This window comes from Micromonospora sp. NPDC005203 (assembly GCF_042872705.1).
Lineage (GTDB): Bacteria > Actinomycetota > Actinomycetes > Mycobacteriales > Micromonosporaceae > Micromonospora.
The window spans coordinates 30808-55026 of record NZ_JBIAKV010000005.1 but is presented as its reverse complement, the minus strand read 5'-3'; the positions used below and the strand labels follow the sequence as shown (position 1 = coordinate 55026).

Below are 24219 nucleotides of genomic sequence, written 5' to 3'. Positions count from 1 at the left end.
GTGAGGCGACATCGACGGCCTGCTCTTGATGACGCTGTTGCCCCTGGTCGGCTTCGTTGCGCTGACCGCGGGCAACGCGTTCTTCGTCGCGGCCGAGTTCGCTCTGGTCACGGTCGACCGCGCGGAGATCGACAGGCGGGCCGCCGACGGCGACGAGGCCGCCCTGAAGGTACGCGCGGCGCTGCGCGAACTCTCCTTCCAGCTCTCCGGCGCGCAGCTCGGCATCACCATCACCGCGCTGCTCACCGGCTACCTGGCCGAGCCGGCCCTGGCGCGGATCTTCACCCCGCTGCTGCGCCCGGTGGCCGGGGAGAGCACCGGGCGCTACACCCCGTTCCTGGCGTTGGCCCTGGCCACGCTGCTCTCCATGCTCTTCGGTGAGTTGGTGCCGAAGAACGCGGCGCTGGCCCGCCCCATGCCGGCGGCGCTGGCCACGGCTGGTCCGATGCACACCTTCTCCCGGACGTTCGGCTGGCTGATTCGGGGCTTGAACGGCTCCGCGAACCGGCTGGTCCGGGCGCTCGGTGTCGAGCCGCAGGAGGAGCTGGCCAGCGCCCGCTCGCCGGAGGAACTGGGCCTGCTGGCGGCCATCTCGGCTCGGGCCGGCGCGCTGCCGAGCGACACCGCGATGCTGCTGCGCCGGACCATCCGCTTCGGCGACAAGCGGGCCGCCGAGGCGATGACCCCCCGGGTGGACGTGGTCGCGCTGCGCGCCACGGCCACCGTGGCCGAGCTGCTCGAACAGTCCCGGCAGACCGGGCGGACCCGGTTCCCGGTGTACGAGGAGACCCTGGACCTGGTGACCGGTGTGGCCGGGGTGCCCGACGCGCTGGGCGTGCCGCTCGCCGACCGGGCGTCGACCGTGGTCGGCTCGGTGGCCCGGGAGCCGGTGTACGTGCCGGAGAGCCTCAACCTGGACGGCGTGCTGGCCGCGTTGAAGGCGGCCGGCGCCGACCTGGCCATCGTGGTCGACGAGTACGGCGGCACGGACGGCGTGGTGACGATCGAGGACCTCGTCGAGGAGCTGGTCGGAGAGATCGCCGACGAGTTCGACCCGGCGAGTGTGGACGACGCCGACCCGGTCGAGTTGACCGTGCCCGGTGGTGAGCGCACCGTGCTCGTCGACGGGGTGCTCCGCTCCGACGAGGTGGCCGAGCAGACCGGCTTCCGGCTGCCCGAGGGCCCCTACGAGACGTTGGCCGGGTTCCTGATGGCCCAGCTCGGGCACATCCCGCTGGCCGGCGAGACGGTCGAGGCGGACGGCTGGGAGTTCACTGTGATCGAGGTGGAGCGGCACCGGATCGAGCAGGTCCGGGTGTTGCGCCCGGCGGAACCGGACGACGATGACTGAGCTGCTGGTGACCGTCCTGCTGCTCCTCGGCAACGGGTTCTTCGTGGGTAGTGAGTTCGCGCTCATCGCGTCCCGCCGGACGGTGATCGAGCCGCTGGCCGCCGGGTCGAAGCGCGCCCGGTGGGCGTTGTCGGCGATGAACCAGATCCCGTTGATGATCGCCGGCGCGCAGCTCGGCATCACGGTCTGCTCGCTGGGCCTGGGCGCGATCGCCGAGCCGGCGTTGGCACACCTGCTGGAGCCACCGTTCCACGCGGCCGGCCTGCCCGAGCGGGCGGTGCACCCGGTGGCCTTCGTGCTGGCCCTGGGCGTGGTGGTCTTCCTACACACGGTCGTCGGTGAGATGGTGCCGAAGAACATCACGCTGGCCGGTCCGGAGGTCTCCGCGCTGTGGCTCGGCCCGGCGATGCTGGCGTTCTGTGTGGCCACGAAACCGCTGCTCCTGGCGATGAAGTGGGCGGCCCGCCGGGTGCTCGCGATCTGGCGGATCGAGGCGTCCGAGGCGGTGAAGACGGTGTTCACCGCCGAGGAGCTGGCCGGGCTCGTCGCACAGGCACGCACCGAGGGGTTGCTCGACGAGGAGCAGCACGTCCGGATCACCGGTGCCCTGGCCCTGCACAGCCGTACGGCGGCGGACGCCCTGCAGCCGTGGTCGACTGTGGTGACGGTGGCCGAGGACGTCTCGCCGGCGTCGTTGGAGGTGTTGGCGACCCGGACCGGCCGGTCCCGGTTCCCGGTGGTGCAGCGGTCGACCCGGCGGGTGCTCGGCTTCGTACACGTCAAGGACGTGCTCGGATACGCGGGGCAGGGTCGCCGGTCGCCGGTGCCGGCCCAGGTCTACCGGCCGCTGGCGGTGGTGCCACCGGAGCGTACGCTGGCGGACCTGCTGCTGGCCATGCGCCGCGAACGGCGGCACATGGTGCTCGTCAGCGACGGCCGGCGCCCGCTCGGTGTCGTCACCCTCGATGATGTATTGACGGCAATCGTTGGTTGACGTCCCAATACCCATGGTGTGCAAGCGGTTGCACGACAGTGACGGTTACTCCACTCGCCTTGATTACCGCCCCGCGCTTCCCTAATGTGAGGCACCGACCGCTGTGGGTCGTCTGCCTCGGCCCTTCCCTCACGCGAGGCGCCCGGCGGTCGGTTGCAAAGGAGTCGGTGCCGGTGGCAACCATGCCCCCTCATCGTCACGACCTGTCTGCGTCTGCTCGGCCGGGTGGTCTGCGCCGGGCCGGTCATCGTCTGCTCGTCCTGGTCGCCGCCGCGGTGGTCGGCGCGGGCCTGCTTGCCGCCCCGGCGCACGCCGCGCCCACGGTCGACGAGATCGAGGCGCAGATCGACAAGAAGTGGGAGCAGTTGGAGCCCACCATCGAGCAGTACAACAAGGTCAGGGCGCAGCTGAAGGTCAACCGGCAGAAGTCGGCGGATCTACAGAAGAAGATCGAGCCGCTGGCGTTGCAGAGCGAGTTGGCGCTCAACCGGGTCGGCGATCTCGCCTCCCGCTACTACATCTCGGGACCGTCGCACGACATTGGCGCACTGCTGGTCAGCGCCAAGCCGGACACGCTCACCGAGCAGCTCACCATCCTCGACCGGCTGGCCGCGCAGGAGCGCAAGGAGGTCGAGGGCGTCCTCGCCGTGCGGGCCAAGTACGACGGCGAGAAGCAGAAGCTGGACACCCTGATCGCCACGCAGACCAAGCAGCAGAACGAGCTGGCGGCCAAGAAGAAGCAGATCGACGCCGAGATCAAGCAGCTTGAGGCGTCGATGCCGAAGACCACGGTCAAGACCGCCGGCTGCCCGACCATCAACGGTGTGCTCGCCGTGGCCGCCCAGAAGGCGATCAGGACCGCCTGCCAGCAGGTCGGCGATCCGTACGTCTGGGGTGCCACCGGCCCGAACTCGTTCGACTGCTCGGGGCTGACCCAGTACGCCTACAAGTCGGCCGGGATCTCCCTCACCCACCACACCGGAGACCAGTGGAACGAGGGCAAGGCCGTGGCGCGAGCCGAGGCCCGCCCCGGTGACCTGGTCTTCTTCTACTCGGGCCTGAGTCATGTCGGGCTGTATCTGGGTAACAACCAGATGGTGCACGCACCACGAGCCGGTAAACCGGTGCAGGTGTCCAGCATCAACACGATGCCCGTCGCCGGATTCCGGAGACCCTGACCCACCTTGTTCGACACGACGGCCCCCGGTCACCGACCGGGGGCCGTCGTCGTTGTCAGCGGGGTGCGCCCACCGGGGACGGCAGGAGCTGCACGTCGGCCAGGTCGACGTACATGATGCGGTGGCCGAACTGGATCTGTGCGTACCTGTTCTTGCCGCGGATCACCGTCCAGTCACCGGGCGAGGAGCCGTCGACCGTGCTGGCCCGGTAGTACTCGCCCGGCAGCACCGCGCCGACGGCGTACCGCTGCCCGGCGGCCAGGGTGTACTGCAGTGGTGAGATCGTCTGGTAGGGCACGCCGGCCGGGTAGGCCGCCTGTTCCGGGTAGGCCCGCCCGTACACCGGGATGGTGGTCCGGCCGGGCTTCGGAGTGGCCACCAGGCCGACCGTCCAGCTGGCGGTGGGCGCGGACGCCGGGTTGTGGAACCAGGCGCGTTGCCCGAGATACCAGATCGCCGTCCAGTCGCCCTGCCGGCCGGCCAGCGCGTACGTCTGGCCGGCGGAGGCGCGGGCGCCGTGATCCGACACCTCCATGGAGTTCGGGGTGCCGTCGGGGCGGAGCGCGATGTCGTTCACCAGTGGCGCCTCCGCGGCCGGCGCCGAGCGCAGCACCACCGCCGAGGAGCCGCGTGGCGCGCACGGCACGCTGGCGGTGACGCAGCCGACGAACGCCGGCTGGTTGGTGGCGAAGTCCGGGTCGATCCGGACCAGACCGGTGGCCGGGGTGCCGGTGTCCAACCGGGGCGCGTGTAGCAGCTCGAAGTAGTGGTTCCAGTCCCAGTACGGGCCGGTGTCCCAGTGCATTCCACGGACGTTCGCGGCGATGGTGCCGGGCACGTTGTCGTGGCCGATGATGTGCTGGCGGTCCAGCGGGACGCCGAGGCGCAGCGCGAGGTGTCGGACCAGCTTCGCCGAGGTCCGGTACATCGCCTCGGTGTACCAGGTGCCCTGCGCCGCGAAGCCCTCGTGCTCCAGCCCGACCGCCTTGGCGTTGACATACCAGTTGCCGGCGTGCCAGGCGACATCCTTGGTCTTGACGTGCTGGGCGATGTGCCCGTCCACCGAGCGCAGCGTGTAGTGCCAGCTCACGTACGTCGGGTCTTGGACGAGTCGCAGGGTGGTGGCCCAGCTTCCCTCGGTGTCGTGGATGACGATGTACTCGATCTTCTGCCGGGCGGGCCGGTCGGACAGGTCGTGGTTGCCGTAGTCCCCGTCGCCGAACGCCGCGTAGGGCGCCGGGATCCACTCGCAGGAGATGGTCCGGGGGCATTCCAGCCCGTCCGGGCGGGCGAGCCGACGCAGACCCAGCCGGTCCAGCCACGATCGCTGCGGCCGGATCGCCCGGGCCGGCAGCGTGATCCGCTGGCCGTCGTCGGTCACCCGCGACTCGCCGCTGCCGATGGTGGTGAAGACCTCGTCGGCGAAGGCCGCCGCGGCGTCGGCGCTGTCCGCGCCGGCGTAGCGGGCCACCGCGCCGTACCAGCTGGCCGGGTCGGTGCCGGCACCGACCGGCGCGCCCAACTCCCGCTGGTACGAGGCCAGCAGCGCGGCCCCGCCCCGGATGTTGACGTCGGCGTCGGTGCGTAGCGCGTCGGGGGTCGCGCCGGTCAGCCCGGCGGCGGCATCCACGGTCTGCAACGCGGCGGCGGGTGGCGCCGGGTCCTCGGCCGGCCGGGGCGCGGGTGCCAGCGCGGTACGGGAGTCGTCGCCACGCGGGTCCTCGGCGCCGGTGTCGTGGTGGCCGCCCACGGGCAGGGCGGCCACGTGTCGGGCGTCGGTCAGGTGCATGGGGCCGTAGCCGCCACTGGTGCTGGGTGTGCCGGCGTTGCTGTCCCAGCGGGACTCCAGGTAGGAGACGCCGAGCAGCACGTCGGTCGGTACGCCGTACTCGGCCGCCGCGGCGGCGTACCGCTGCTGCCGGTCGGTGGTGGGTGCGGCGACGGCGGTGGCGGGTGGTGGGACCGCGGTCGCGGCGGCGACCACGGCGGCGACCACGGCTGCGGCGAGCAGCGCGCGCCGGCCGAGGAACAGGGTTGGATGGTGCATCGAACCCCCTAGATTTCGCGGGTCAAGGTGAGGTCACCCTCGCTCCGCCCGGGAGTCCGCGTCAATACCTTTCCATGTGTCGACTCGTGGGGGAAAGAATTCTTCACCTCCGGCCGGTGATCCGCTCCGATCGGTACGGAGTGTCACGGCCGCACGGGTTGCGGAGTGGTAACAAGCGTCTCTACTCTGGTCATTCGTCGGCCCGATAGCAGCTCCGTCCAGCCCGGGCGGTAACGGTCCGACACCGCCGAGTCGTTTCCGAACGAACCGGGGACCCATGTCCCCCGGGGTGAATCCGCAGTCACTGCGGTAGGGCGCCCACTTCCCGCCCGAACCCGTCAGCTAACCCGGTAGGCGGTCAGGAAGAAGGAGTACGGAACCCCGGTGGCACTCCATGCCCCGCGGCCGTCGTCCGAGCGGTCGGCAGCAGCCGGCCCGCCGTCGATCGCGCCGCGCCCACGCTGGTCCCGCTTCACCACCGCGCTCGCCGCCCTGGCCGGCGTCGCCGTCGTCCTGACCGGCAGCGCCACGGCGGCCCACGCCGACCCGTCCGTCGCCGAGATCGAACGCCAGATCGACGCCGACTGGAACAAACTCGAACCGATCATCGAACAGCACAACGCCACCCGCATCGACCTGGCCAACAAGCGCAGGCAGGCCCAGGCGCTGGCCGCCCGGATCGCCCCGCTGGAGCGTCAGGTCGACGCCGCCATGGACAAGGTCAGTGCCCTGGCCGTACGCGCCTACAAGGGTGAGAACGTGCTGACCGTCAACGCGGTGCTGGGCAGTCAGTCACCCAGCGAGGTGGTCGGCCAGCTCGAAATGCTCGACCGCTTCGCGCACAACCAGCAGCAGGACGTCCGCGAGGTGGCCGACCTGCGCGACGAGCTGGCCAGGCAGAAGGCGCCACTCGACGAGATGGTGACCCAGCTGACCCGTACCGAGTCTCAGTTGGCCGCGAAGAAGAAGCAGATCAACGACGAGATCGACAAGCTGCAAAAACTGCGCCTCAAGGTGTACGGCAGCGGTGGCGGCGGTCCGTTGCGCCCAGCTCCCTGCCCCGGCAGCTATCCCGGCGGCGCCGCGGGGACGGCTGTCAAGTTCGCCTGCGCGCAGATCGGCAAGCCCTACGTCTGGGGTGCCGAGGGCCCGAACTCGTACGACTGCTCCGGGCTGATGCTGGCCGCCTGGGCGAAGGCCGGGGTGTCCCTGCCGCACAACGCCGCGGCGCAGAGCCGCGTCACCAAGAACGTCAGCAAGGCCGACCTGCGCCCCGGCGACCTGGTCTTCTACTACAGCGACATCCACCACGTCGGCATGTACGTCGGTGGCGGCTGGGTGGTGCACGCCTCGCAGGCCGGTCAACCGGTCAAGATGAAGAAGGTCGACGACGGCCCGATCCACAGCTACGGCCGTCCAGGCTGATCATGGGTACTGACCGAGGGGCCCGTCGCGATTCGTCGCGGCGGGCCCTCGTCGTTCACGGGGTCAGCGGGTGGGCCAGGTGCGCCAGTGCTGCCAGGCGCGGCTCGGCGTCGGCCCCCGCTGCCCCTGGTAGCGCGAGCCGTAGACCGCCGAGCCGTACGGGTGCTCGGCCGGCGAGGAGAGCCGGAAGATGCAGAGCTGCCCGATCTTCATGCCCGGCCAGAGAGTGATGGGCAGGTTCGCCACGTTCGAGAGTTCGAGCGTGACGTGACCGGAGAAGCCGGGGTCGATGAAGCCGGCGGTGGAGTGCGTCAGCAGCCCGAGCCGCCCCAGTGAACTCTTGCCCTCCAGCCGGCCGGCGAGCTGGTCGCCCAGCGAGATGACCTCAAGCGTCGAGGCGAGCACGAACTCCCCGGGGTGCAGCACGAACGGCTCCCCGTCGGGCACCTCGACCACCGAGGTCAGGTCGTCCTGCTGCATGGCCGGGTCGATGTGGGTGTAGAGGTGGTTGTTGAAGACCCGGAAAAGTCGGTCCAGCCGTACGTCGATGCTGGAAGGTTGGACCAGGGTGGGCTCGAACGGCTCCAGGCCCAGCGTGCCGGCCTTGATCTCGGAGACCAGGTCGCGGTCGGAGAGCAGCATCGGACCACCTTAGCGGCGGGCCGCAAAACCCCCGAATTCAGTGCCGGTGACCAGCGCGTCGAGGTCGCCCCTCGTACATTTGTTCGATAGAATGCCCACATGGCTTCCTGGTCCGAATTCGCCGCCGACGAGCCCCGACTCGCCGACGGGATCCGCGTTCTCCTCCAGCAGTACGGGCCGGGCTTCGGCTACCTGGCCACGGTCCGTGCCGACGGCGGACCCCGGGTCCATCCGGTCTCCCCGGTCATCACCGACGAGGGTCTGTTCTGTTTCATCATCGACTCCCCGAAGCGCCGTGACCTCGAACGCGATGGCCGCTACGCGCTGCACTCGTTCCCGCCCGAGGAGAGCGACGACGAGGCGTACGTGGCGGGTCATGCCCGCCCGGTGACCGATCCGGCGCGAGTCGCCCGGTTGGCGCAGGGCGCCCGCGCGGAGCCGCAGGTCGACTGGCAGTTGTTCGAGTTCACCGTCGACGTGGCGATGCTGACCCGCCGCGAGCAGTACATCACCGGCGTCCCGGGCCTCGCGCCGGCCCGGCCGGCCGTTCGGGTCTGGCTCGACCCGCAGGCGCCATCGGCGGTGGCGGCCGCGCCGCTCACCGCGCCGCTCACCGTGCCGCAGACCCGCCCGACCCGCCGCAGCCGCGACGTCCAGTGCACGGCCGCCTGACCATGGCCGCCTGATCGTGGCCCAGCGACAGCCGAATGCCGGCTCCGTGCTGACGGAGCCGGCATTCGGCTGTACGCCCCGCGGGCGGGCGGCCGCCTGGCATCGCCCCGCGGACGGCCGCCTGGCATCGCCCCGCGGACGGCCGCCTGGCATCGCCCCGCGGACGGCCGCCTGGCATCGCCCCGCGGACGGGGGCGCTCCGGCATGATCCACTCGGTTTCCGTGATGTCGCGGTCTCCCGGCCGCTCGGATGCCCCGACTTCCAGGACCCCGAGTGGATCAACCCGGGTCGTGCGGCGGGCGGGGGTACCTGGGTGCACGGGCTCGACGACTCGGGTACAGTGGTGCCGCTTGCGGGTGTAGTTCAATGGCAGAACATCAGCTTCCCAAGCTGACAGTGCGGGTTCGATTCCCGTCACCCGCTCCACGATCAAGGCCCTGGCCAGGACGGCAGTCCCAGCCAGGGCCTTCGATGTGCCACGGACCGCCAGTGCCCGGCGGGCACTATGCTTGGCGATCCGGCAGCGTTGGCATGATGCCCGCATGAGTTACGACCTGGCGGTGTGGGAGGCCGACAGGCCTGCCAACGACGAAGCGGCCGGTGAGGCATACGACGCCCTGTATCAGCGGTACTTCGAGAGCGAGGATCAGCCGCCGACACCGCGCATCCGGGCCTACGTCGATGCCGTGGTGGCTCGATGGCCCGACCCGTACGGCCACGACGCCGAGCTACACCCACTGTCGAATGGCCTCATCGATCAAACGTCCGGCCCCATGGTCTACTTCACGATGCGGTTCAGTCGGTCCGACGAGGTCTCCGCTGCGGCGGCACGGATCGCCGCCGAACACGGGCTCGTCTGCTACGACCCGCAGTGGGAAGAGCTCCGCCCCGCTGCCGGTCAGGACGACTGAAACTGGACCCTCACCGGCCGCCGTGGGTCAATGACCATGACGCGCAGTGATCACGAGTGCTCATTTCCCTTCGACAATGGCAGGATTTGGCTATGGGAACAGCCGGTAGCCCGTGGTGGCAGACAACGAAGACGCCAAAGCAGGGCTTCAGCCTGGGTGGTTTCTGGCTCTTTCTTGCCGCGACGTACTGGGTGTTCGCCATCGGGGAGCCGGTCGGTTGGTCGGTGGTCCTCGATGCGCTGGCAGTGCTGCTTGCCGTCGGCTACCTGGTATCCGCCGTGCTGCTGCTCCGGCGCCAGCGCTCAGAGGTCGGCACCGATAGCTAGTGCCTTGTCTCTGAATGTGGATCGGCTAATTTGTCGGTTCCGGACGACAGGGGCAGGGCGTCGTACCGGGCTGGGCAACCCAGGGTCCCCGGCCGGGGACGACCAGGAAGGTAACGAGCTGGGACGGATCACGACTGCCCGACGAGGAGATCCGCCCCCAACGGGAACTCGCAGACGGTGCGCCAAGGGCTGAGGCCCGGCGTACCGGCGATGAGGCAAACCATGTCGATGGCCGCGCTGATCGGCAGCCGCGCCGAGACGGTTTCCGCGGCGTGGCTCAATGTGGGCTTCGGGGCGTCCTGGCCGAACGTCAGATGCGGCACCACATCGGTGTGCGCCCCGGCATAGGGGGCGGTCTCCGGAAACCGCTGCCACACCGCCGCGGTGAGATTCACCAGCGGACGGTCCGGCTGCGGTGCCAGCCAGACGACCGTGTCACCGAACCAGCCGATGTGAGTCAGCGCAACGTCAAACCGCGGTATGCCGGCAATGGTCTCGCGCAGCACGGTCAGGGTCTGGTCGTTGATCTGCTGCGGAGGCAGAAACGGGTAGAGGACGGTCACGTGCGCCGGCACGCCCCATGATGCCGCCGGGTCGAGAGCTTCCCGAAACCGGCCCACCGCTTCCTCGGCCTCGGGTATCGGCACGATCAGTGCCGTCTGTGTCGGGTCCATCCCGGAAGCTTCCCGGTCATGGTCGGTGCTCGTCTAGGGATTCGCCACCGGTGCTGGGCCGTCATGGGAGCAACCAAATGCCATTGGGCGAGGACAGCAGCGGCCACGTCGCCGGTCGACGTGGGCGGCCTCTCCGAATCAGCCTGCCACTGGCGCATGCGCTGCTGCTTGCGCTTGAACGACCTGGAGTGACACCACCGACGCTGCCACTTTCGCGTACCGCAGACCAGGTCTGCTCACGCGGTCATTCCGCCTTCCTGGGCGTCAGGTCGGCGGGCATGCGCTTCCAGGGTCGAATGCACCCACTCGGAGACCGCCGAATCGTCGGGTAGTTCGGTAAGGTCCACGGCTACCCACCGGGCCTGGGAGATCTCTCCGTTGGGGTGGAGCACCTCTGAGATCGCGCGCAGGCGGACAACCTTCAGGTAGCCCGGTCTGCTCCCGTTGGTGGTCACGTGTTCGTCGATCACCGAGGCGGACGGGTCCAATTCAACGCCCAGTTCCTCGACGCACTCACGCCTGGCCGCTTGTTCAGGGGTCTCCCGGTCTGGCTTGTATCCGCCTCCGGGCAGGCTCCACAGCGACTGGTCACCGTAGCTGTGTCGAACGAGGAGGAATCGGTCATCGTCAACCGGATGCATGATCAGCGCCTTCACGCCATGGATGGTCGGCTTGGCGATCCGCCAGTACATCCTGCGCAGGTGATAGAGCACCTTGAACGCGAACGGCGGGATTCTCATGGGGCCGTCCAATCCAATCGGTGAGCCATGCGGTGCGGAAACGCGGGCAATCGTAGTGCCGCGCACCTCACCCGCATGCTGCCTTCAGATTGCGTCGTGACCATCGTCGCGCTGCCGCGACATCGACAGCATCTCACCTGGATGTCGCCCTCCAACGCGGTGCTCAGCGTCGGTCTGCTGCTCCGTGTTGCGCGGGCCTACCAAAGGAGACGGGGTTCCAGGAGGACCACCGGGATCGTCCGCGTGGTCTGCTGCTGGTAGGCCGCGTACTCCGAGTTGGCCGACACCATCAGCCGCCACAACTGCGGACGCTCCCCGGCGGTGGCGGGGCGTGCGTACGCGCTGAAGCGCTCCGTGCCGACGTGCACCGTGACGTACGGGTCGGCGAGCAGGTTGAGGTACCACGCGGGGTGGTTGTCTGCGCCCCGGTTGGAGGCGGCCAGCACGTAGCGGTCGCCGTCGCGTTGGTAGACGAGTACGGTGCGGCGCAGTTCGCCGGTTCTTCGGCCGCGGGTTGTCAGGAGCAGGTCGTTCACTCCAGGGCGGGGTCGGCCGTCGGTCTCCTCGAAACGACGGATGTGTTCCGCGACCCAGGCGTTCAAGCTGTCGTGGACCTCGGGCATCACACCTCCCGGACGCTCGCGGCGGCCCGGTGGTGGCGGGGTGTCTCGATCTCGTCGACAAGTGCGATGGCGAAGTCCGGGTAGCTGATTCGACTGGCCGGGTCGCCGTGTGCGGCAAGCCGGTAGTGGCCGGTGCGGGTGCCGTCGTGGTCGAAGTCGCCGGCGGGAGCCAGGTAGGCCCAGTCGAGGTCGGAGGTCCGGAGTTCGTCGAGGCCCGCCGCGTGACCCAGGTAGAAGGACCGGTACGCGTTCGGGTACCCGGGCTCGTCCATCAGGGCGGCACCGGACGCCCCGGGCATGATCGAGGCGAGGCCGACCACCACGAGGCGACGTACCCCTGCGCTGGTCAGACCGGTGGCCAGGGCCCGCGATGCTGCGGTGAAGAAGTCGTGCGGCGGTACGGACAGGTCGACGGCGGCACTGATGGCGGCGTCGTGCCCGTCGGCTGCCCGTGCGACGCTCCCGGCGCCGACCACGTCGCCCGCCACCAACCGTACGTCGGTCAAGTCGCTGTGCTCGGTGGGGTTGCGCACCACGGCGGTGACCTGATGGCCGCGTCGGTGCGCCTCGGCGACGGCCTGCCGTCCGGCCCGACCGCCCGCGCCGAAGATCACGATCCGCATGACGGGCACCTCTCCGCCGGGGCCGGAGCTGGCATGCCCGGCCGATTCGCCGACGCTATCGAGGGCCGTGGTTACCTCCGGGATACCAGTTATGGTTTGGCGATGAGGCAACCTCTGCCCGACGACATGTTCGACGAGCTGTGTCCGTCCTCGCTCAACCCGAGCCGCTTCGGCGACAAGTGGGCGGCGCTGATCATCCGCTGTCTTGAGCCGGGGCCTCGTCGCTTCTCCGAGCTGCGTGTGCCGCTGCGCCGCGTCACCCCCAAGGTCCTCACCCAGTCGCTGCGCTCCCTGGAACGGGACGGGCTGATCACGCGCACCGTCCTCACCGAGGTCGCTCGGCACGTGGAGTACGAGTTGACCCCGGTGGGCCGCAGCATGCTCGAACCGATCGCGGTCGTCTGCGCCTGGACCGAGCGGCACTGGGACGAGTTGCTTGACGCCCGCGAGTCGTACGACAACGTCGCCGGGCGCGACACCCCGGGGTGAGCCACCCGGCGCGCCCTCGGCGACACGGATGCTTCTCACGTTCGTGGCAGGATCTGCCAGGTGCAGGTCAGGATGCTTGGTCCATTCGAGGTTCGCGCGGACGTCGGCACCGTCATCGACGTGCCGGGCGCGCGGCTGCGCGGGCTGCTGACCGTCCTCGCGCTCAACCCGGGTCGCGTGGTCGCGAAGGGGAGCCTCGTCGACTGGATCTGGGGTGAACATCCGCCCTCCGATGCGGCAAATGCCCTGCACCGCCTGGTTTCCCGGCTGCGGAAGGCGCTGCCGGAGGGGTCGATCGAGGGGCAGGCGGACGGCTACCGGTTGATCGTCGAACCCGATGACGTGGACGCCGTACGGTTCGAACGGCTCGTCGGCCTGGCTCGCGATGACGAGCGCGCGCAGCGGGGACGGCGGCTGCGCGAGGCCCTCGATCTGTGGCGCGGTGCGGCGATGCAGGACGTCGGCCTGGCCGACAGCGCGGCGCTCGACGCGGCGGTCACCCGGTTCGACAGGCTGCGTCTGACCGCCCTGGAGGATTGCTTCGACGTGGAGGTCGGCCTCGGCCACGGTCCGGAGCTGGTCGCGGAGCTGACCGATCTGGTGGCCGCGCACCCGGTACGGGAAAGGCTGGTCCTCGCGTTGATGCGGGCGCTCGCCGCGAGCGGCCGAGACAACGAGGCGCTGCTCGTGTATCAGCGCACGAGTGCGGCGCTGGCCGACGCGCTGGGCGTCGACCCCTCGCCGGAACTTTCGGCGTTGCACGTCGCGCTCCTGCGGGGTGAGGTGCAGCGGCGCGAGGAGCACCGGAAGACCAACCTTCGTGCCGAATTGAGCAGCTTCATCGGCAAGGACGAGGCCGTCGCTGAGGTCGGCGCGCTCGTCGCCGAGCACCGGCTCACGACCCTGATCGGGCCGGGTGGCTCCGGGAAGACCCGGCTGGCCACGGAGACCGCGCGCAGGATGCTCGACGACCTGCCGGACGGGGCCTGGCTTGTCGAATTCGCCCCCATCGGTGCGGACGGTGACGTGGTGCAGGCGACGCTCGTGGGGCTCGGACTCCGGGACGCCCTGCTCGGTGAGCCACCGAGCGTGGAGTTGATCGACCGGCTCGTCGCCGCGATCCGCGAGCGGGAGGCGTTACTGATCCTGGACAACTGCGAGCACGTGATCGAGTCGGCGGCGGTGCTCGCGGACCGGCTGCTCGGGGAGTGTCGGCGGCTGCGGATCATCGCGACGAGCAGGGAACCGCTCGGCATCACCGGCGAGGCGCTCTGGCCGGTCGCGCCGCTGGACCTGCCGGACGTCGACGCCGACCCCAGCGAGATCGAGACCTCCCCCGCTGTCCGGTTGCTGCGGGACCGAGCGGGCGCGGTGCGCAGGGATCTCGCCGTCGACGATCTCACGCTGTCCACGATGGCGCGGATCTGTCGGGCGCTGGACGGGATGCCGCTGGCCATCGAACTGGCCGCCGCCAGGTTGCGCACCATGTCCATCGACCAGCTCGCCAGGCGGCTCGACGACCGGTTCCGCCTGCTGACGGGCGGCAGCCGTACCGCGTTGCCCCGGCACCGGACGCTGCGCGCGGTGGTCGACTGGAGTTGGGAGCTGCTGACCGACGCGGAGCGGGCGGTCCTGCGCCGGCTCTCGGTGTTCTCGGGCGGGGTGAGCCTGGAAGCGGCCGAACGGGTCTGCGCCGGCGACGAGGTCGAGCCGGAGGATGTGCTCGAGTTGATCACCGCGCTGGCCGAGAAGTCGCTGGTGGTCGCCGAGGGCGGTGAGGCTCCGCGCTACCGGATGCTCGGCACGATCAGGGAGTACGCCGCGCACCGCCTCGCTGAGGCGGGGGAATCGGACCTGGCGCGCCACACGCACCTGACGTACTTCATCGAACTGACCGCGACCGCGGAGCCGCAGCTCCGCCGCGCGGACCAGGTGACCTGGCTCGCCACTCTCGAGGTCGAACATGACAACATCGGATCCGCGATGCGCGGTGCGCTCGCCGCGGGCGAAGCGCACGCGGCCATGCGGCTGGCCGCGGGTGCCGGCTGGTACTGGTGGCTGGGTGGTCACCGGACCGAAGGCATGGAGTTGATCACGGCGGCCACCGAGACGCCTGGCGAGGTCAGCGACGAGATCCGGGCCACGGTGTACGCGCTCGTCGTGCTCTTCATCAACTCGGGACCGGGTGACGAACGCCAGGCGGCGGAGTGGATCCACAAGGCGTACGAGTTCAGCCAACGCAGTAACGGCAGCCACCCGGGGACGGCGCTCGTCGTCCCGCTGGAACGCATGCTGCGAGCCCCGGACGCGATCCTGCAGGCGTGGGAACCGCTGCTGGACGACGAGGATCCCTGGGTACGTGCGCTGGCCCGGTTGCAGCTGGGCAAGATGCGGATCATCTTCGGCCAGGATGGTGGGGATATGGAGGCGCATCTCGTGGCGGCGCTCGCCGAGTTCCGGGCGCTCGGTGAACGGTTCGGGATCTCGTTCGCCCTGACCGAGTTGGCGGAGCTGATTGCCGTACGCGGTGAGTTCGCCGGTGCGTGCCAGCTCTACGAGGAGGCGACCGCGGTCGTCACCGAGGTCGGCACCGTCGAGGACATCATCCGGATGCGGTCCCGGCAGGCTCAGCTGTACTGGTTGCTCGGCGATGAGTTGTCCAGCGCGGCAGCCATGGCCGAGGCGCGGCGATGCGCGGCGCGGGTCACGTGGCCCGGTGCGTTGGCCATGCTGGCCCTGTCCCAGGCGGAACTCGCTCGCTGGCGTGGCCAGGCCGAGGAGGTGGCCCACCAGGTCGGTGTCGCGACGAGCCTGTTGGGCGACGAGGCGACGCAGGCGCACATCCGCGTGTTGACGCACGACCTGCTCGGCTATGTCGCCGACGATCTCGACGCGGCTCGCAGACACCATTCCCTGGCCTGCGAGGCGGCAGCCGCGACGGGGCACGCACCCTCGATCGCGCGGGTACTCGTCGGTGCCGCGGACCTGGCGCTGCGCCGTGACCAGCATGAGCTGGCCGCGCGGCTGCTCGCCGCGAGCACCGGCGTGCGAGGACGGCAGGATCATTCCCAGCCGGATGTGGCCCGGATCGAGCGGGAAGTACGGCGCCGCCTCGGCGAAGTGAGATTCGCAGAGGCGGCGCGAGAAGGCAGTCGGACGGAGTGGAATCGGTTGGTCGCGGTCACGCTCGCTTCGTGAACGTGGAGCGTGACCACAGGTATCCGACGAGAGCGATCCCGACACACCAGGCGAGGGCGGGGATCACGTCACCGCTGGACGGCGTGCCGTTGAGGAGTCCACGCAGCGTTTCGATGATCGGCGTGAACGGCTGGTATTCCGCGAACTCCCGCAGCCCGGGTCCCATCTTGTCCGCCGGGACGATCGCGCTGCTGAAGAACGGAAGCATGACCAGCGGTACGGAAGCCAGCCCCGCCGTTTCCGGAGACTTCGCCGAGAGCCCCAGGGCGACCGTGAGCCAGCCGGCGGCGAAGCCGAGCAGCACGATGACGCCGAGCACGCCGAGCCAGCCGAGGAGGCTCGCCGACGGACTGAATCCGAGCAGGAAGGCCACCCCGACCAGCGCCGCGATGGCGACCAGGTTGGTCAGTACGCTGGCGACCACGTGACCGGTCAGCACCGCGCCCCGGGAGACGTGCATGACTTTGAACCGGTTGATGATGCCCTTCGTCATGTCGGAGTTCACCGCCGTCGCGGTGGCCCCCAGCCCGTAGCAGACTGCCAACAGCATCAGTCCTGGAGTGGCGTAGTCGATGTAGTCGACGCCGACGTTGAAGGCGTCGCCGAACATGTAGACGAACATCAACATGATCACGATCGGCATCAGGACCGCGTTGAACACCGAGGTCGGGTTGCGGGTGAGGTGCGTGAGGTTGCGACGCAGCATGACGATCGAGTGGGTCTTGGCGCTCATTTCGCGGAAACCTCCGGGGTGCGGGTGCCCGTCAGGGCGAGGAAGACGTCGTCGAGGTCCGGCGTCTGCACGGAGAACCCTTCGGCGCTGATCGCGTACTCGTCGAGCCGGTCGAGCAGGGCCCGCAGCGAGGCGGTTCCGCCATCACTGGGGACCCGCAGGGCCAGCGCCTCGTCGTCCCGGGTGGCGTCGGCGAGCACCCGGGCGGCGGTGTCGAGTTCGGCGACGGTGGTGAAGCGGAGTCGGACGTGGGTGCCGGGCATCTGGCGCTTGAGCTCGTCGGGCGTGCCCTGGGCGACAACGCGCCCCTGGTCGAGGACGGCGATCCGGTCGGCGAGCTGGTCGGCTTCCTCGAGGTACTGGGTCGTGAGGAAGATCGTCACCCCGTCGGCCACCAGGTCCCGGATGATCGACCACATCGTGCGGCGGCTGCGCGGATCGAGGCCCGTCGTCGGCTCGTCGAGGAAGATGATCCGCGGCTCGCCGACGAGCGTCATCGCCAGGTCCAGCTTGCGGCGCATACCGCCGGAATAGGTCGACACCGGCTTCTGCGCGGACTCCGTGAGATCGAACCGATCCAGCAGTTCCGTGACGACCCTCCTGCCATCCTTCGCGGGCACCTGGCTCAGGTCCACCATCAGCTGCAGGTTCTCGCGTCCGGTCAGCAGCTCGTCCACGGCCGCGAACTGACCGGTGACCCCGATCGCCGCGCGTACCGCCCTGGCCTGGGTCGCGGCATCGTGGCCGGCGACGCGTACGGTCCCGCCGTCGGCCTTCACCAGTGTGGTCAGCACGTTCACTGTCGTCGTCTTGCCCGCCCCGTTCGGGCCGAGCAGGGAGAAGATCGTGCCCGCGGGGACATCCAGATCGATGCCGTCAAGCACGACCTTGTCCTTGTAGGCCTTTCGCAGCCCGGAGACCGCAATCGCTGAACTCGTCATGTGGCTACCATCGGCGGCCGGCCTGTCACCGCCCTGACGCGACCGTGACACGGCCACTGACACGGTGTCTCACCTCGTCCCGCCCCGCGACTGCGAGCAGGACTGCAACGGATCCACCGCGACCGGCAATAGTCAGGTGTGACGAGCCAGATACAACCGTCCGACCAGGATCTGTGGTCGACCATCGCGGCCGGTGACGAGGTCGCCTTCGGCCGGCTCTTCGACAGGTACGCCCGGGCGGTCTACAACCACGTGTTCCGGCTCACCGGCTCGTGGACGCTCGCTGAGGACGTCACGCAGGCGACCTTCCTGGTCGCGTGGCGGAGACGCGGCGAAGCGGCGGTCCTGGTGGACGGGTCGGCGTTGCCGTGGCTGCTGGTGGTCGCCACCAACACGACCCGCACCGAGTGGCGCTCGGCCCGCCGATGGTTGGCAGCCCTGCGGAGGTTGCCACCCGAGCGGGAGGCGACCGCGGACCCGGCCGGCGACATCGTCGCGCGGCTCGATGACGAACGGCAGATGACCGAGCTCTTGGCGGTGGTCCGCCGATTACCTCGCGCGGAACGCGAGGCGGTGGCCCTGTGTCTGTGGTCCGGCGTGCCGTACGCCGAGGCGGCGACGGTCCTCGGCATCAGCGAGGGCGCACTCCGTTCGCGCGTGAGTCGTGCACGGGCTCGGCTGGCACGGATGGTTACCGACGGCAACAAGCAGGAGGAGGAACGATGAAGGACATTCTCGACCTGCCGGCCGAACGCGATCTGCCGCCGGGCAGGGCGGTGCGGATGCGAGCGGAGCTGATGACGTCGATCCGCCGGCCTCGACGCCGCAGGGCGGTACGACTCGGGATCGCCACCGTGGCGACGGCTGCCGCGGTGGTGGCCGGGGTGGCGACGGTGCCGAGGGGGGACGAGGTGCGGCATCTGGCGATGGGTTCGGGTGAACTGTCCCCGACGCTGCACCGGGCGGTGGAGAAGTGCCTGGAGTGGAACGGGCAGATGGAGCGGATTCCACTGTCAATGAACGATGTGGCCGTGGCCGCCGAGCAGGACGACCGCGGCCTGGCGCTGTTTATCACGGACACCGGATATTTCACCTGCGAGGTCACGATGCGGCCGGGTGAGGAGATCAGTGGGGGTGCCACAGGTGCACGTGTCTGGCCGCAACGGGCCTGGTTGCCTGGCCCGGTCCAGCGGCTCCTGCTCATGTCGACCGAAGCCGACGGGGGCGACGTCGGGGTGACCGGCCGGGTCAGCGCTCGGGTGCAACGGCTGGTACTGGAGCACGGCGACGGGCAGTCGACCACGGCGCGGTTGGCGGACGGGGTGTTCGGCCTGCTCACCGATCACGCAGAAGTCACCAGGGACGCCGAGTTGGTCAGCTATGACACCACTGGCGTGGAGATCGACCGCCGACTGCTGTTTCGACCGTCGGACGAGTTCGACAACTGTTACGTGGACTCCGCAGGCACCCTCGTCTACGGCAAGCCGGGGGACTGCCGACCCGCCGAGCCCTGGGGACGATAGGCGAGCCCGGTGAACGCCCGCGTCGCTAGCGGACGTTCACCGGGATCAGCAGGTCGATCTGATCGCGGCGGCGGTAGAACTCGATGCTGGGACGCGTCGAGTCGTGGTCGGCGACCTGCTTCAGCTCCGCGTACCGGGTGGGGATGTGCGAGTAGATCTCCGGCGGCTCGCCCTGCACGGTCGTGGACAGGTAGTGACCGCCGGGGATCGACCCGGACTCGAGCCCGCTCACGGTGGCATCGTCGTCGTCCTGGACCTGCACACAGACCCGGTACGAACCGTCGGGCGGGCCGAAGACCCCGAAGAACTTCCGCCCGTGGAGTGACCCGACGGTCGTCTCCAGGCGCTCCCACGCCTCGGTGATCGCGTCCTGTTCGTCGGCGGTCGAGATGAACAGGACGGGTGTCTCCTGGCGCTCGACGCGCCGGGTGATCGGATCCGGTGCGGGCATCGGCGCATTCATGACCGGCAACCTATGCCACCCGTACGACAGGCTCCTACCCGGTTGGCTGCGGAGGGTCACCCAACTCCTGGTGGCGGCGGAGCAGCTCCCGCAGCGCGTCGATCTCGGCAGTCAACGCGGCCTGCCCCTGCTCGGTGATCCGGATCCAGGTTTTGGGCCTGCGCCCGTGGTAGCCCCGGTCGATGTGGATCAGTTCGGCCTCCGCCAGCACGGCGAGGTGTCGGGAGAGGTTGCCGGCGGTGAGTTCGAGCGCCTCGCGCAGGTAGGCGACCTCCACCTGCTCGGCCTCGGCGGCGATGGTGAGGATGCCGAGCCGGTTGCGCTGGTGGACGGTGTCGCTGAGCCCGTTCGTCGGGTGCCCGCCGGTGCCGGTGCTCATGTCGACCCCTTACCCGTGGTGAAGGTAGCGATGATGCCACCGACGAGCAGGATCGGCGCCGGCAGCAGGGCCGCCAGCAGGACGCTGTAGCGGTTGAGGTCACCCGGCTGGAAGTCCGCGGTCTGGAAGTAGACGTTCACCAGGACGACCGCGATGACGTAGCACACGGTCACGGCCGTCAGTACGCGGCTGCGTTCCAGTCGGGCCAGGACCAGCAGTCCCACCGCGATGACCAGATGCGGAAACATGCCGCGATCGGAGACGCCCAACAGTGGTGTGGTCACCCAACTGGTCGCGCTGGACACTGCCGTCGCAGAGTTGAGCAACAGGAATCGCAGCACGATCGGCAGCACGAGCCCAACCAGCGTGCCGACGATGCCGGCCAGGACGTACCTCCGGGTGGGGGTCTGGACACCCACCCGCGCGCCGTGCCATCGGTACCACCCGAGGGTGAGCAGGTAGCCGCCGACGAGTGCCACCAACCAGTACCACCCGAGGCCCGCCGAGCGTTCGAGGAAGTCCCCACCGAGGCCGGTCAGCGCGGGATTGTCCTGCGACCCGCGCATGGCGAGCGGGTCGGTCGACTCCACGTACAGGGGTGCCGCCGCCGCGATCAGGAGACCGAACAGCAGGAGTGGCAACCAGTAGGCGTGCCGGGCGACCCGGGTGCGGCGGCGGAGCGCGGCCATCGACGCGAGGAGCTCCCCGGGGTTGTCTCTGCTGTTCGGCGCGGTGCTCGATTGTTCCGACACGGTGACCTCCAGGCCCCTAACGCTGCTGCGATACCAATAGGTTTGCATCGCAAATCATTCTGCGCAAGAGAGTCAGCGAACAACGACGCCCACCGGTATCGACAGTGGTTGTTCCACCGGAGCCAAGGCGCGGCTGGGGTCCGGCGCGGAGGTGGTCCGTGTTCACCGAAGCCTTTCCGCGACGCCGCCGTGACCGCTCTGCGCTCGGCCGGCGCGACGGTCGTTGAGGAGCCGGTCGACCAACCGTGGGGTGAGCGGTCCGCAGGGGTCACCGACCCCGACGGCAACCGCATGCTTGTGCTGTCCCGCCTGCCCTAGGGTCGGCTGCCGTCACCGTCGCCAGAAGAGAAGGTGGGTGACCCCGCTGGGGCTGGGCACCGACTCACGGTGGAAGCGGTCGAGAAGGTCGTCCGGGCTGTCCCACAACCGCTCGCCCCGCTCGAGATCGACGGGCGCGACCACGATGTGCATCGTGTCGACCAGGTCGGCCTCGATGAACTGGCGGATGGTGTCGACCCCGCCACCGAGGCGCACGTCCCGACCGTCGGCTGCCTGTTTCGCCTGGGCCAGGGCCTCGGCGGGGCTGGCGTCGAGGAAGTGGAACGTGGTGTCGGAAAGGCTGAACGACGGGCGCCCGTGGTGGGTGAGCACGAAGACCGGCGTGTGGAACGGCGGGTTGTCGCCCCACCAGCCCTGCCAGTCATGGTTCTCCCAGGGACCCCGCTGGGGGCCGAACTTGTTGCGACCCATGATCTCCGCGCCGATGTTGCACTCGGCGTCGCGGGTCAGGTAGTCGTCCAGGCCGCGAGTGCCGCCCGGCTCGGTGCGATACACGAAGCTGGCGGTGGCTGCCCGCCAGGAGAACAGCGGGGTGGGGTCCGCGTGGCCGAAGGGCCGTTCCAGGCTCTGTCCCTCTCCGGTGCCGAATCCGTCCCGCGAAACGTTGAAGCACTGCACCCGCAGCAGCTGCGGCATGGCCATCTCCTCTCGGTTCGACGTGTCGGATTCAGTTGGTGGTCGCCGTCGGGCCACCGCCGCTGCCCCGATCGTCGAGCACGAGGGGCGCCCGACCGTTCACCTCGTACCGGATGTGGGTGACCTGCGGCGTGTGGATGACCCGGGTTGGCGTCAGTTCGATCGCCTCCTTCTCGCCGAGGTCGAGGTCCGCGTCGAACAGCCGGAGTCCGGTGCCGAGAACGACGGGTACGACGTGCAGCTCCAACTCGTCGAGCAGGCCCGCCCCGAGCACCTGCCGCACCAGGGCGCCGCCTCCGGCCACGGCGACGTTCTTACCGCCGGCCGCGGCGCGCGCCTGCTCGACGGCGCTGGCCACGCCCTCGGTGACGTAGGTGAAGCTGGTGCCTCCACCGCGCAGCAGAGTCGGACGGGGGCGGTGCGTGACGACGAAGACCGGCGCGCGAAACGGCGGCTCCTCGCCCCAGGGCACCTCACCGCCGTCGGCCATCCGGCGCCCCATCACGTACGCCCCGGCGGCTCCGAACGACTCGGCGACGACCTCGGAGTTGGCGTCCCGCTCCCCGCCGGCGAAGCCCTGTCGTTCCCGCCACGCCGCCACCTCGGTCGCCCAGCGGGTCACCCGGAAGAACCCCGCGCTCTCCGCCGAGTCCATCCAGTTGCCGTTCCCGTCGAACTGTGGGCCGGCGTAGAAGCCGTCCATCGACACGGACAGTTGTGCGGTCACCTTCGTCATCGCGCCTGGTCCTCTCCTCGGCTGACACCTCGACTCGGGTGTCGCTCCCCGAGGGGTCGGAGCCGAACGCCGGCGCCCTACCGAGCCGGAGTGTGACACGCGTCACCCGTTGCTCCGGCCGGGACGGCTACGACCTGCGGTTGAGGATCGCCGCCTCGATCCGCAGACCGAGGCCGGTCAGGATGAGGAAGGTGGCGAGGATGTGCGGATCAAGCCCGCTGTAGTCGGACGCCATGGTGATGAGCGAGGTCATGAACCCGGCCACCAGCGACACCGTGCCGAGTGCTCGTACGGTCTCGACCCGCTGCGCCGGTAGGTCCACGCCGGAACGGTAGCGGGAACCAGCGCCACGCGGTGCCCTGCGAGGTCGCCGGATACCGAGCGCGATGTCAGGGCAGCTCCGGCGGGCACGACTAGGCTGGTGATCATGAGGATAGGCATCGTGATTCTGCCGGACCAGCGGTGGGCGGAGTCGCGGCATCGCTGGCGGCAGGTCGACGAGTGGGGCTTCGACCACGCCTGGACGTACGACCACCTGGGCTGGCGGGACCTCGTCGACGGCCCGTGGTTCGACTCGATGGCCACGCTGACCGCCGCCGCCACGGTAACGTCCCGCATCCGGCTGGGCACCCTCGTCGCGTCGCCGAACTTCCGGCACCCGGCCGCGTTCGTCCGGCAGATCACCACCGTGGATGACGTCTCCGCTGGTCGGTTGGTCCTCGGCCTGGGCGCGGGCGGCATCGGTTTCGACTCGGCGGTGCTGGGCGGCGAGACGCTGCCGCCACGCCAGCGGGTCGAACGGTTCGCCGAGTTCACCGAGCTGCTGGATCTGATCCTCCGCGAGGACGGCACCACCTGGCGTGGTGACTGGTTCGCCGCCGTGGACGCCCGCAACAACCCCGGCTGCGTGCAGCAGCCCCGGGTGCCGTTCGTGGTGGCCGCCAACGGGCCACGGTCGATGCGGCTGGTGGCCCGCTTCGGCCAGGGCTGGGTGACCACCGGCACCGGTGACGACATGGACCTGGCCGGCTGGTGGGACAGCGTGGCCGCCCTGTCCGCGCGGATGGACCGGACGTTGGACGAGGCCGGCCGCGATCCGGCAACCCTGGACCGTTATCTCTCGCTGGACGCCGCACCGGTCTTCTCGCTCAGCAGCGCGCAGTTCTTCGCCGATCAGGTCGGCCGGGCCGCCGACCTCGGCTTCACCGACGTGGTGGCGCACTGGCCGCGGGCCAGCAGTTGGCACGCGGGCGACGAGGCCGTCCTGGCGGACGTGGCGACCCGACTGCTCCCGCAGTTGCGCGGCTGAACACGCGTCCCCAGTAGGGACCGCGCCAGCGGAGGCGCCCGGGCCGTGCCCGCTCTGCCGACGCGACCAACTCAGGTGCCGAGGTCGCCGCTGGCCACGCCGCCCTCCCCGCCGGAGACCAGCCGCAGGCGGACGCAGACGATCGGGGTGTCGTCGTCGACCGGGGTGCCGAGCCGCGCCCAGTAGGCCGAGTGCCCGGCCCGCCACTCCTCGATCGACCGGTCACCCTCGCCCTCGGAGTGGGCGAAGTCCCAGGACACGTCCGCGAGGCGGACCACCTCCAGCCCGGTGACCTCCACCACACCGGCCAACGCGTCGTCGTCGTCGACAAGCGCCAGCCGTTCGCCGACGTGCTCCAACTCCTCGCCTTCTTCGGCGTAGTAGGCGAGCCGTCCGGCCGTCGCGGTCTTCACGCCGGCGAGTACCAGGGTGTTGAGGGTCGTCCGCAGCTCACCGGGAGTGCCGAGGGCGAGGGTGCGCAGTCCACCGATCCGAGGCCACATCCTGCCGAGGC

At 69.8% G+C, this 24219-nt stretch carries 28 protein-coding genes, 1 tRNA gene and 1 riboswitch; of the genes, 14 read left to right on the top strand and 15 right to left on the bottom strand.

Annotated features, from left to right (window positions below):
* Positions 1 to 28: 28 nt before the first annotated feature.
* From ACFYPM_RS13935 to ACFYPM_RS13925, 3 genes are all read left to right on the top strand, one after another.
* Positions 29 to 1351, top strand: coding sequence for a hemolysin family protein (locus tag ACFYPM_RS13935; protein WP_387195608.1), 1323 nt, complete (start codon positions 29 to 31; stop codon positions 1349 to 1351).
* Positions 1344 to 2345: a hemolysin family protein gene (locus ACFYPM_RS13930; protein WP_387195605.1), complete on the top strand. Its 1002-nt coding sequence runs from the start codon at positions 1344 to 1346 to the stop codon at positions 2343 to 2345. Before ACFYPM_RS13935 ends, ACFYPM_RS13930 begins: the two co-directional genes overlap by 8 nt.
* 167 nt (positions 2346 to 2512) lie before the next feature.
* Positions 2513 to 3523: an NlpC/P60 family protein gene (locus ACFYPM_RS13925; protein ID WP_387195602.1), complete on the top strand. Its 1011-nt coding sequence runs from the start codon at positions 2513 to 2515 to the stop codon at positions 3521 to 3523.
* 55 nt (positions 3524 to 3578) lie between these two features.
* On the opposite strand, the gene ACFYPM_RS13920 is transcribed toward ACFYPM_RS13925, so the two are convergent.
* The gene (locus tag ACFYPM_RS13920) at positions 3579 to 5570 is read right to left on the bottom strand and encodes an N-acetylmuramoyl-L-alanine amidase (RefSeq protein WP_387195599.1); all 1992 of its coding nucleotides are present in this window, start codon (positions 5568 to 5570) and stop codon (positions 3579 to 3581) included.
* A gap of 235 nt (positions 5571 to 5805) precedes the next feature.
* Positions 5806 to 5941: riboswitch (cyclic di-AMP (ydaO/yuaA leader) on the top strand.
* Positions 5942 to 5954: 13 nt separating this feature from the next.
* Between ACFYPM_RS13920 and ACFYPM_RS13915 the strand changes: the two genes are divergently transcribed.
* A complete protein-coding gene (locus ACFYPM_RS13915) occupies positions 5955 to 6995 on the top strand; it encodes an NlpC/P60 family protein (protein ID WP_387195596.1) in 1041 nt (346 codons plus the stop codon).
* Positions 6996 to 7058: 63 nt separating this feature from the next.
* Here the strand turns inward: ACFYPM_RS13915 and dcd are convergent, their stop codons facing one another.
* Positions 7059 to 7637, bottom strand: a complete 579-nt coding sequence (gene dcd, locus ACFYPM_RS13910) for a dCTP deaminase (RefSeq protein ID WP_196928889.1) — start codon at positions 7635 to 7637, stop codon at positions 7059 to 7061.
* A 99-nt stretch (positions 7638 to 7736) separates the two neighbouring features.
* Here dcd and ACFYPM_RS13905 point away from each other — a divergent pair, with 99 nt between their 5' ends.
* From ACFYPM_RS13905 to ACFYPM_RS13890, 4 genes are all read left to right on the top strand, one after another.
* The gene (locus ACFYPM_RS13905) at positions 7737 to 8309 is read left to right on the top strand and encodes a pyridoxamine 5'-phosphate oxidase family protein (protein ID WP_387195593.1); all 573 of its coding nucleotides are present in this window, start codon (positions 7737 to 7739) and stop codon (positions 8307 to 8309) included.
* Positions 8310 to 8662: 353 nt separating this feature from the next.
* A tRNA-Gly gene (locus ACFYPM_RS13900) sits at positions 8663 to 8736 on the top strand.
* A 116-nt stretch (positions 8737 to 8852) separates the two neighbouring features.
* The gene (locus ACFYPM_RS13895; RefSeq protein ID WP_387195590.1) at positions 8853 to 9221 is read left to right on the top strand and encodes a hypothetical protein; all 369 of its coding nucleotides are present in this window, start codon (positions 8853 to 8855) and stop codon (positions 9219 to 9221) included.
* A gap of 92 nt (positions 9222 to 9313) precedes the next feature.
* A complete protein-coding gene (locus ACFYPM_RS13890; protein WP_387195587.1) occupies positions 9314 to 9547 on the top strand; it encodes a hypothetical protein in 234 nt (77 codons plus the stop codon).
* Between the two features lie 128 nt (positions 9548 to 9675).
* Here ACFYPM_RS13890 and ACFYPM_RS13885 read toward each other — a convergent pair whose 3' ends face one another.
* From ACFYPM_RS13885 to ACFYPM_RS13870, 4 genes are all read right to left on the bottom strand, one after another.
* Positions 9676 to 10221 (bottom strand): 2'-5' RNA ligase family protein, encoded by a 546-nt coding sequence (locus ACFYPM_RS13885; RefSeq protein ID WP_387195584.1) that lies wholly within the window; start codon positions 10219 to 10221, stop codon positions 9676 to 9678.
* A 236-nt stretch (positions 10222 to 10457) separates the two neighbouring features.
* Entirely contained in the window at positions 10458 to 10961 is a 504-nt protein-coding gene (locus ACFYPM_RS13880; protein ID WP_387195581.1) for an NUDIX hydrolase, read from the bottom strand.
* Positions 10962 to 11158: 197 nt separating this feature from the next.
* Positions 11159 to 11584: a nitroreductase family deazaflavin-dependent oxidoreductase gene (locus tag ACFYPM_RS13875; protein WP_387195577.1), complete on the bottom strand. Its 426-nt coding sequence runs from the start codon at positions 11582 to 11584 to the stop codon at positions 11159 to 11161.
* On the bottom strand, positions 11584 to 12207 hold the full coding sequence (locus ACFYPM_RS13870; RefSeq protein WP_387195574.1) for an NAD(P)-dependent oxidoreductase: 624 nt from the start codon (positions 12205 to 12207) through the stop codon (positions 11584 to 11586). Before ACFYPM_RS13870 ends, ACFYPM_RS13875 begins: the two co-directional genes overlap by 1 nt.
* A gap of 102 nt (positions 12208 to 12309) precedes the next feature.
* Between ACFYPM_RS13870 and ACFYPM_RS13865 the strand changes: the two genes are divergently transcribed.
* Both ACFYPM_RS13865 and ACFYPM_RS13860 read left to right on the top strand, forming a co-directional pair.
* Positions 12310 to 12696 carry a winged helix-turn-helix transcriptional regulator gene (locus ACFYPM_RS13865; protein ID WP_387195571.1) on the top strand — a complete coding sequence of 129 codons (387 nt, stop codon included), beginning with the start codon at positions 12310 to 12312 and terminating at the stop codon, positions 12694 to 12696.
* Between the two features lie 60 nt (positions 12697 to 12756).
* Positions 12757 to 15894, top strand: a complete 3138-nt coding sequence (locus tag ACFYPM_RS13860) for a BTAD domain-containing putative transcriptional regulator (RefSeq protein WP_387195568.1) — start codon at positions 12757 to 12759, stop codon at positions 15892 to 15894.
* On the opposite strand, the gene ACFYPM_RS13855 is transcribed toward ACFYPM_RS13860, so the two are convergent.
* Both ACFYPM_RS13855 and ACFYPM_RS13850 read right to left on the bottom strand, forming a co-directional pair.
* Positions 15878 to 16627, bottom strand: coding sequence for an ABC transporter permease (locus ACFYPM_RS13855; RefSeq protein ID WP_387195565.1), 750 nt, complete (start codon positions 16625 to 16627; stop codon positions 15878 to 15880). The two genes, ACFYPM_RS13860 and ACFYPM_RS13855, sit on opposite strands and share 17 nt — an antisense overlap.
* Positions 16624 to 17568: an ATP-binding cassette domain-containing protein gene (locus ACFYPM_RS13850; RefSeq protein WP_387195562.1), complete on the bottom strand. Its 945-nt coding sequence runs from the start codon at positions 17566 to 17568 to the stop codon at positions 16624 to 16626. Before ACFYPM_RS13850 ends, ACFYPM_RS13855 begins: the two co-directional genes overlap by 4 nt.
* A gap of 138 nt (positions 17569 to 17706) precedes the next feature.
* Between ACFYPM_RS13850 and ACFYPM_RS13845 the strand changes: the two genes are divergently transcribed.
* Both ACFYPM_RS13845 and ACFYPM_RS13840 read left to right on the top strand, forming a co-directional pair.
* Positions 17707 to 18294, top strand: a complete 588-nt coding sequence (locus ACFYPM_RS13845; protein WP_387195559.1) for an RNA polymerase sigma factor — start codon at positions 17707 to 17709, stop codon at positions 18292 to 18294.
* Positions 18291 to 19091, top strand: coding sequence for a hypothetical protein (locus ACFYPM_RS13840; RefSeq protein WP_387195556.1), 801 nt, complete (start codon positions 18291 to 18293; stop codon positions 19089 to 19091). The genes ACFYPM_RS13845 and ACFYPM_RS13840 overlap by 4 nt, the downstream gene beginning before the upstream one ends.
* A gap of 25 nt (positions 19092 to 19116) precedes the next feature.
* Here ACFYPM_RS13840 and ACFYPM_RS13835 read toward each other — a convergent pair whose 3' ends face one another.
* The 3 genes from ACFYPM_RS13835 to ACFYPM_RS13825 are packed head-to-tail and all read right to left on the bottom strand — an operon-like array spanning position 19117 to position 20685.
* On the bottom strand, positions 19117 to 19554 hold the full coding sequence (locus ACFYPM_RS13835) for a GyrI-like domain-containing protein (protein ID WP_387195553.1): 438 nt from the start codon (positions 19552 to 19554) through the stop codon (positions 19117 to 19119).
* 34 nt (positions 19555 to 19588) lie between these two features.
* Positions 19589 to 19933, bottom strand: a complete 345-nt coding sequence (locus ACFYPM_RS13830; RefSeq protein ID WP_387195550.1) for a transcriptional regulator — start codon at positions 19931 to 19933, stop codon at positions 19589 to 19591.
* A complete protein-coding gene (locus ACFYPM_RS13825; protein ID WP_387195547.1) occupies positions 19930 to 20685 on the bottom strand; it encodes a hypothetical protein in 756 nt (251 codons plus the stop codon). The genes ACFYPM_RS13830 and ACFYPM_RS13825 overlap by 4 nt, the downstream gene beginning before the upstream one ends.
* On the opposite strand from ACFYPM_RS13825, the gene ACFYPM_RS13820 reads away from it, so the two are divergent.
* Positions 20584 to 21003 (top strand): VOC family protein, encoded by a 420-nt coding sequence (locus tag ACFYPM_RS13820; RefSeq protein ID WP_387195544.1) that lies wholly within the window; start codon positions 20584 to 20586, stop codon positions 21001 to 21003. The two genes, ACFYPM_RS13825 and ACFYPM_RS13820, sit on opposite strands and share 102 nt — an antisense overlap.
* Positions 21004 to 21015: 12 nt before the next feature.
* On the opposite strand, the gene ACFYPM_RS13815 is transcribed toward ACFYPM_RS13820, so the two are convergent.
* The 3 genes from ACFYPM_RS13815 to ACFYPM_RS13805 form a co-directional block, all read right to left on the bottom strand.
* On the bottom strand, positions 21016 to 21660 hold the full coding sequence (locus ACFYPM_RS13815; RefSeq protein WP_387195541.1) for a dihydrofolate reductase family protein: 645 nt from the start codon (positions 21658 to 21660) through the stop codon (positions 21016 to 21018).
* A gap of 31 nt (positions 21661 to 21691) precedes the next feature.
* Positions 21692 to 22396 (bottom strand): dihydrofolate reductase family protein, encoded by a 705-nt coding sequence (locus ACFYPM_RS13810; RefSeq protein WP_387195538.1) that lies wholly within the window; start codon positions 22394 to 22396, stop codon positions 21692 to 21694.
* A 127-nt stretch (positions 22397 to 22523) separates the two neighbouring features.
* Positions 22524 to 22718, bottom strand: coding sequence for a hypothetical protein (locus ACFYPM_RS13805; protein WP_387195534.1), 195 nt, complete (start codon positions 22716 to 22718; stop codon positions 22524 to 22526).
* A gap of 99 nt (positions 22719 to 22817) precedes the next feature.
* Here ACFYPM_RS13805 and ACFYPM_RS13800 point away from each other — a divergent pair, with 99 nt between their 5' ends.
* Complete coding sequence (locus ACFYPM_RS13800) at positions 22818 to 23705, top strand: LLM class flavin-dependent oxidoreductase (protein ID WP_387195531.1); 888 nt, start codon at positions 22818 to 22820, stop codon at positions 23703 to 23705.
* 71 nt (positions 23706 to 23776) lie between these two features.
* Here the strand turns inward: ACFYPM_RS13800 and ACFYPM_RS13795 are convergent, their stop codons facing one another.
* Complete coding sequence (locus ACFYPM_RS13795; protein ID WP_387195528.1) at positions 23777 to 24208, bottom strand: ASCH domain-containing protein; 432 nt, start codon at positions 24206 to 24208, stop codon at positions 23777 to 23779.
* Positions 24209 to 24219: the final 11 nt, after the last annotated feature.

Coding starts and splice junctions, on each gene's coding strand:
- ACFYPM_RS13875 (WP_387195577.1), bottom strand. CDS start 11,584: ATGCCCGAGGTCCACGACAGCTTGAACGCCTGGGTCGCGGAACACATC.
- ACFYPM_RS13930 (WP_387195605.1), top strand. CDS start 1,344: ATGACTGAGCTGCTGGTGACCGTCCTGCTGCTCCTCGGCAACGGGTTC.
- ACFYPM_RS13935 (WP_387195608.1), top strand. CDS start 29: ATGACGCTGTTGCCCCTGGTCGGCTTCGTTGCGCTGACCGCGGGCAAC.
- ACFYPM_RS13885 (WP_387195584.1), bottom strand. CDS start 10,221: ATGGACCCGACACAGACGGCACTGATCGTGCCGATACCCGAGGCCGAG.
- ACFYPM_RS13920 (WP_387195599.1), bottom strand. CDS start 5,570: ATGCACCATCCAACCCTGTTCCTCGGCCGGCGCGCGCTGCTCGCCGCA.
- ACFYPM_RS13880 (WP_387195581.1), bottom strand. CDS start 10,961: ATGAGAATCCCGCCGTTCGCGTTCAAGGTGCTCTATCACCTGCGCAGG.
- ACFYPM_RS13890 (WP_387195587.1), top strand. CDS start 9,314: ATGGGAACAGCCGGTAGCCCGTGGTGGCAGACAACGAAGACGCCAAAG.
- ACFYPM_RS13835 (WP_387195553.1), bottom strand. CDS start 19,554: ATGAATGCGCCGATGCCCGCACCGGATCCGATCACCCGGCGCGTCGAG.
- ACFYPM_RS13815 (WP_387195541.1), bottom strand. CDS start 21,660: ATGCCGCAGCTGCTGCGGGTGCAGTGCTTCAACGTTTCGCGGGACGGA.
- ACFYPM_RS13795 (WP_387195528.1), bottom strand. CDS start 24,208: ATGTGGCCTCGGATCGGTGGACTGCGCACCCTCGCCCTCGGCACTCCC.
- ACFYPM_RS13830 (WP_387195550.1), bottom strand. CDS start 19,933: ATGAGCACCGGCACCGGCGGGCACCCGACGAACGGGCTCAGCGACACC.
- ACFYPM_RS13855 (WP_387195565.1), bottom strand. CDS start 16,627: ATGAGCGCCAAGACCCACTCGATCGTCATGCTGCGTCGCAACCTCACG.
- ACFYPM_RS13870 (WP_387195574.1), bottom strand. CDS start 12,207: ATGCGGATCGTGATCTTCGGCGCGGGCGGTCGGGCCGGACGGCAGGCC.
- ACFYPM_RS13810 (WP_387195538.1), bottom strand. CDS start 22,396: ATGACGAAGGTGACCGCACAACTGTCCGTGTCGATGGACGGCTTCTAC.
- ACFYPM_RS13840 (WP_387195556.1), top strand. CDS start 18,291: ATGAAGGACATTCTCGACCTGCCGGCCGAACGCGATCTGCCGCCGGGC.
- ACFYPM_RS13850 (WP_387195562.1), bottom strand. CDS start 17,568: ATGACGAGTTCAGCGATTGCGGTCTCCGGGCTGCGAAAGGCCTACAAG.
- ACFYPM_RS13865 (WP_387195571.1), top strand. CDS start 12,310: ATGAGGCAACCTCTGCCCGACGACATGTTCGACGAGCTGTGTCCGTCC.
- ACFYPM_RS13895 (WP_387195590.1), top strand. CDS start 8,853: ATGAGTTACGACCTGGCGGTGTGGGAGGCCGACAGGCCTGCCAACGAC.
- ACFYPM_RS13905 (WP_387195593.1), top strand. CDS start 7,737: ATGGCTTCCTGGTCCGAATTCGCCGCCGACGAGCCCCGACTCGCCGAC.
- dcd (WP_196928889.1), bottom strand. CDS start 7,637: ATGCTGCTCTCCGACCGCGACCTGGTCTCCGAGATCAAGGCCGGCACG.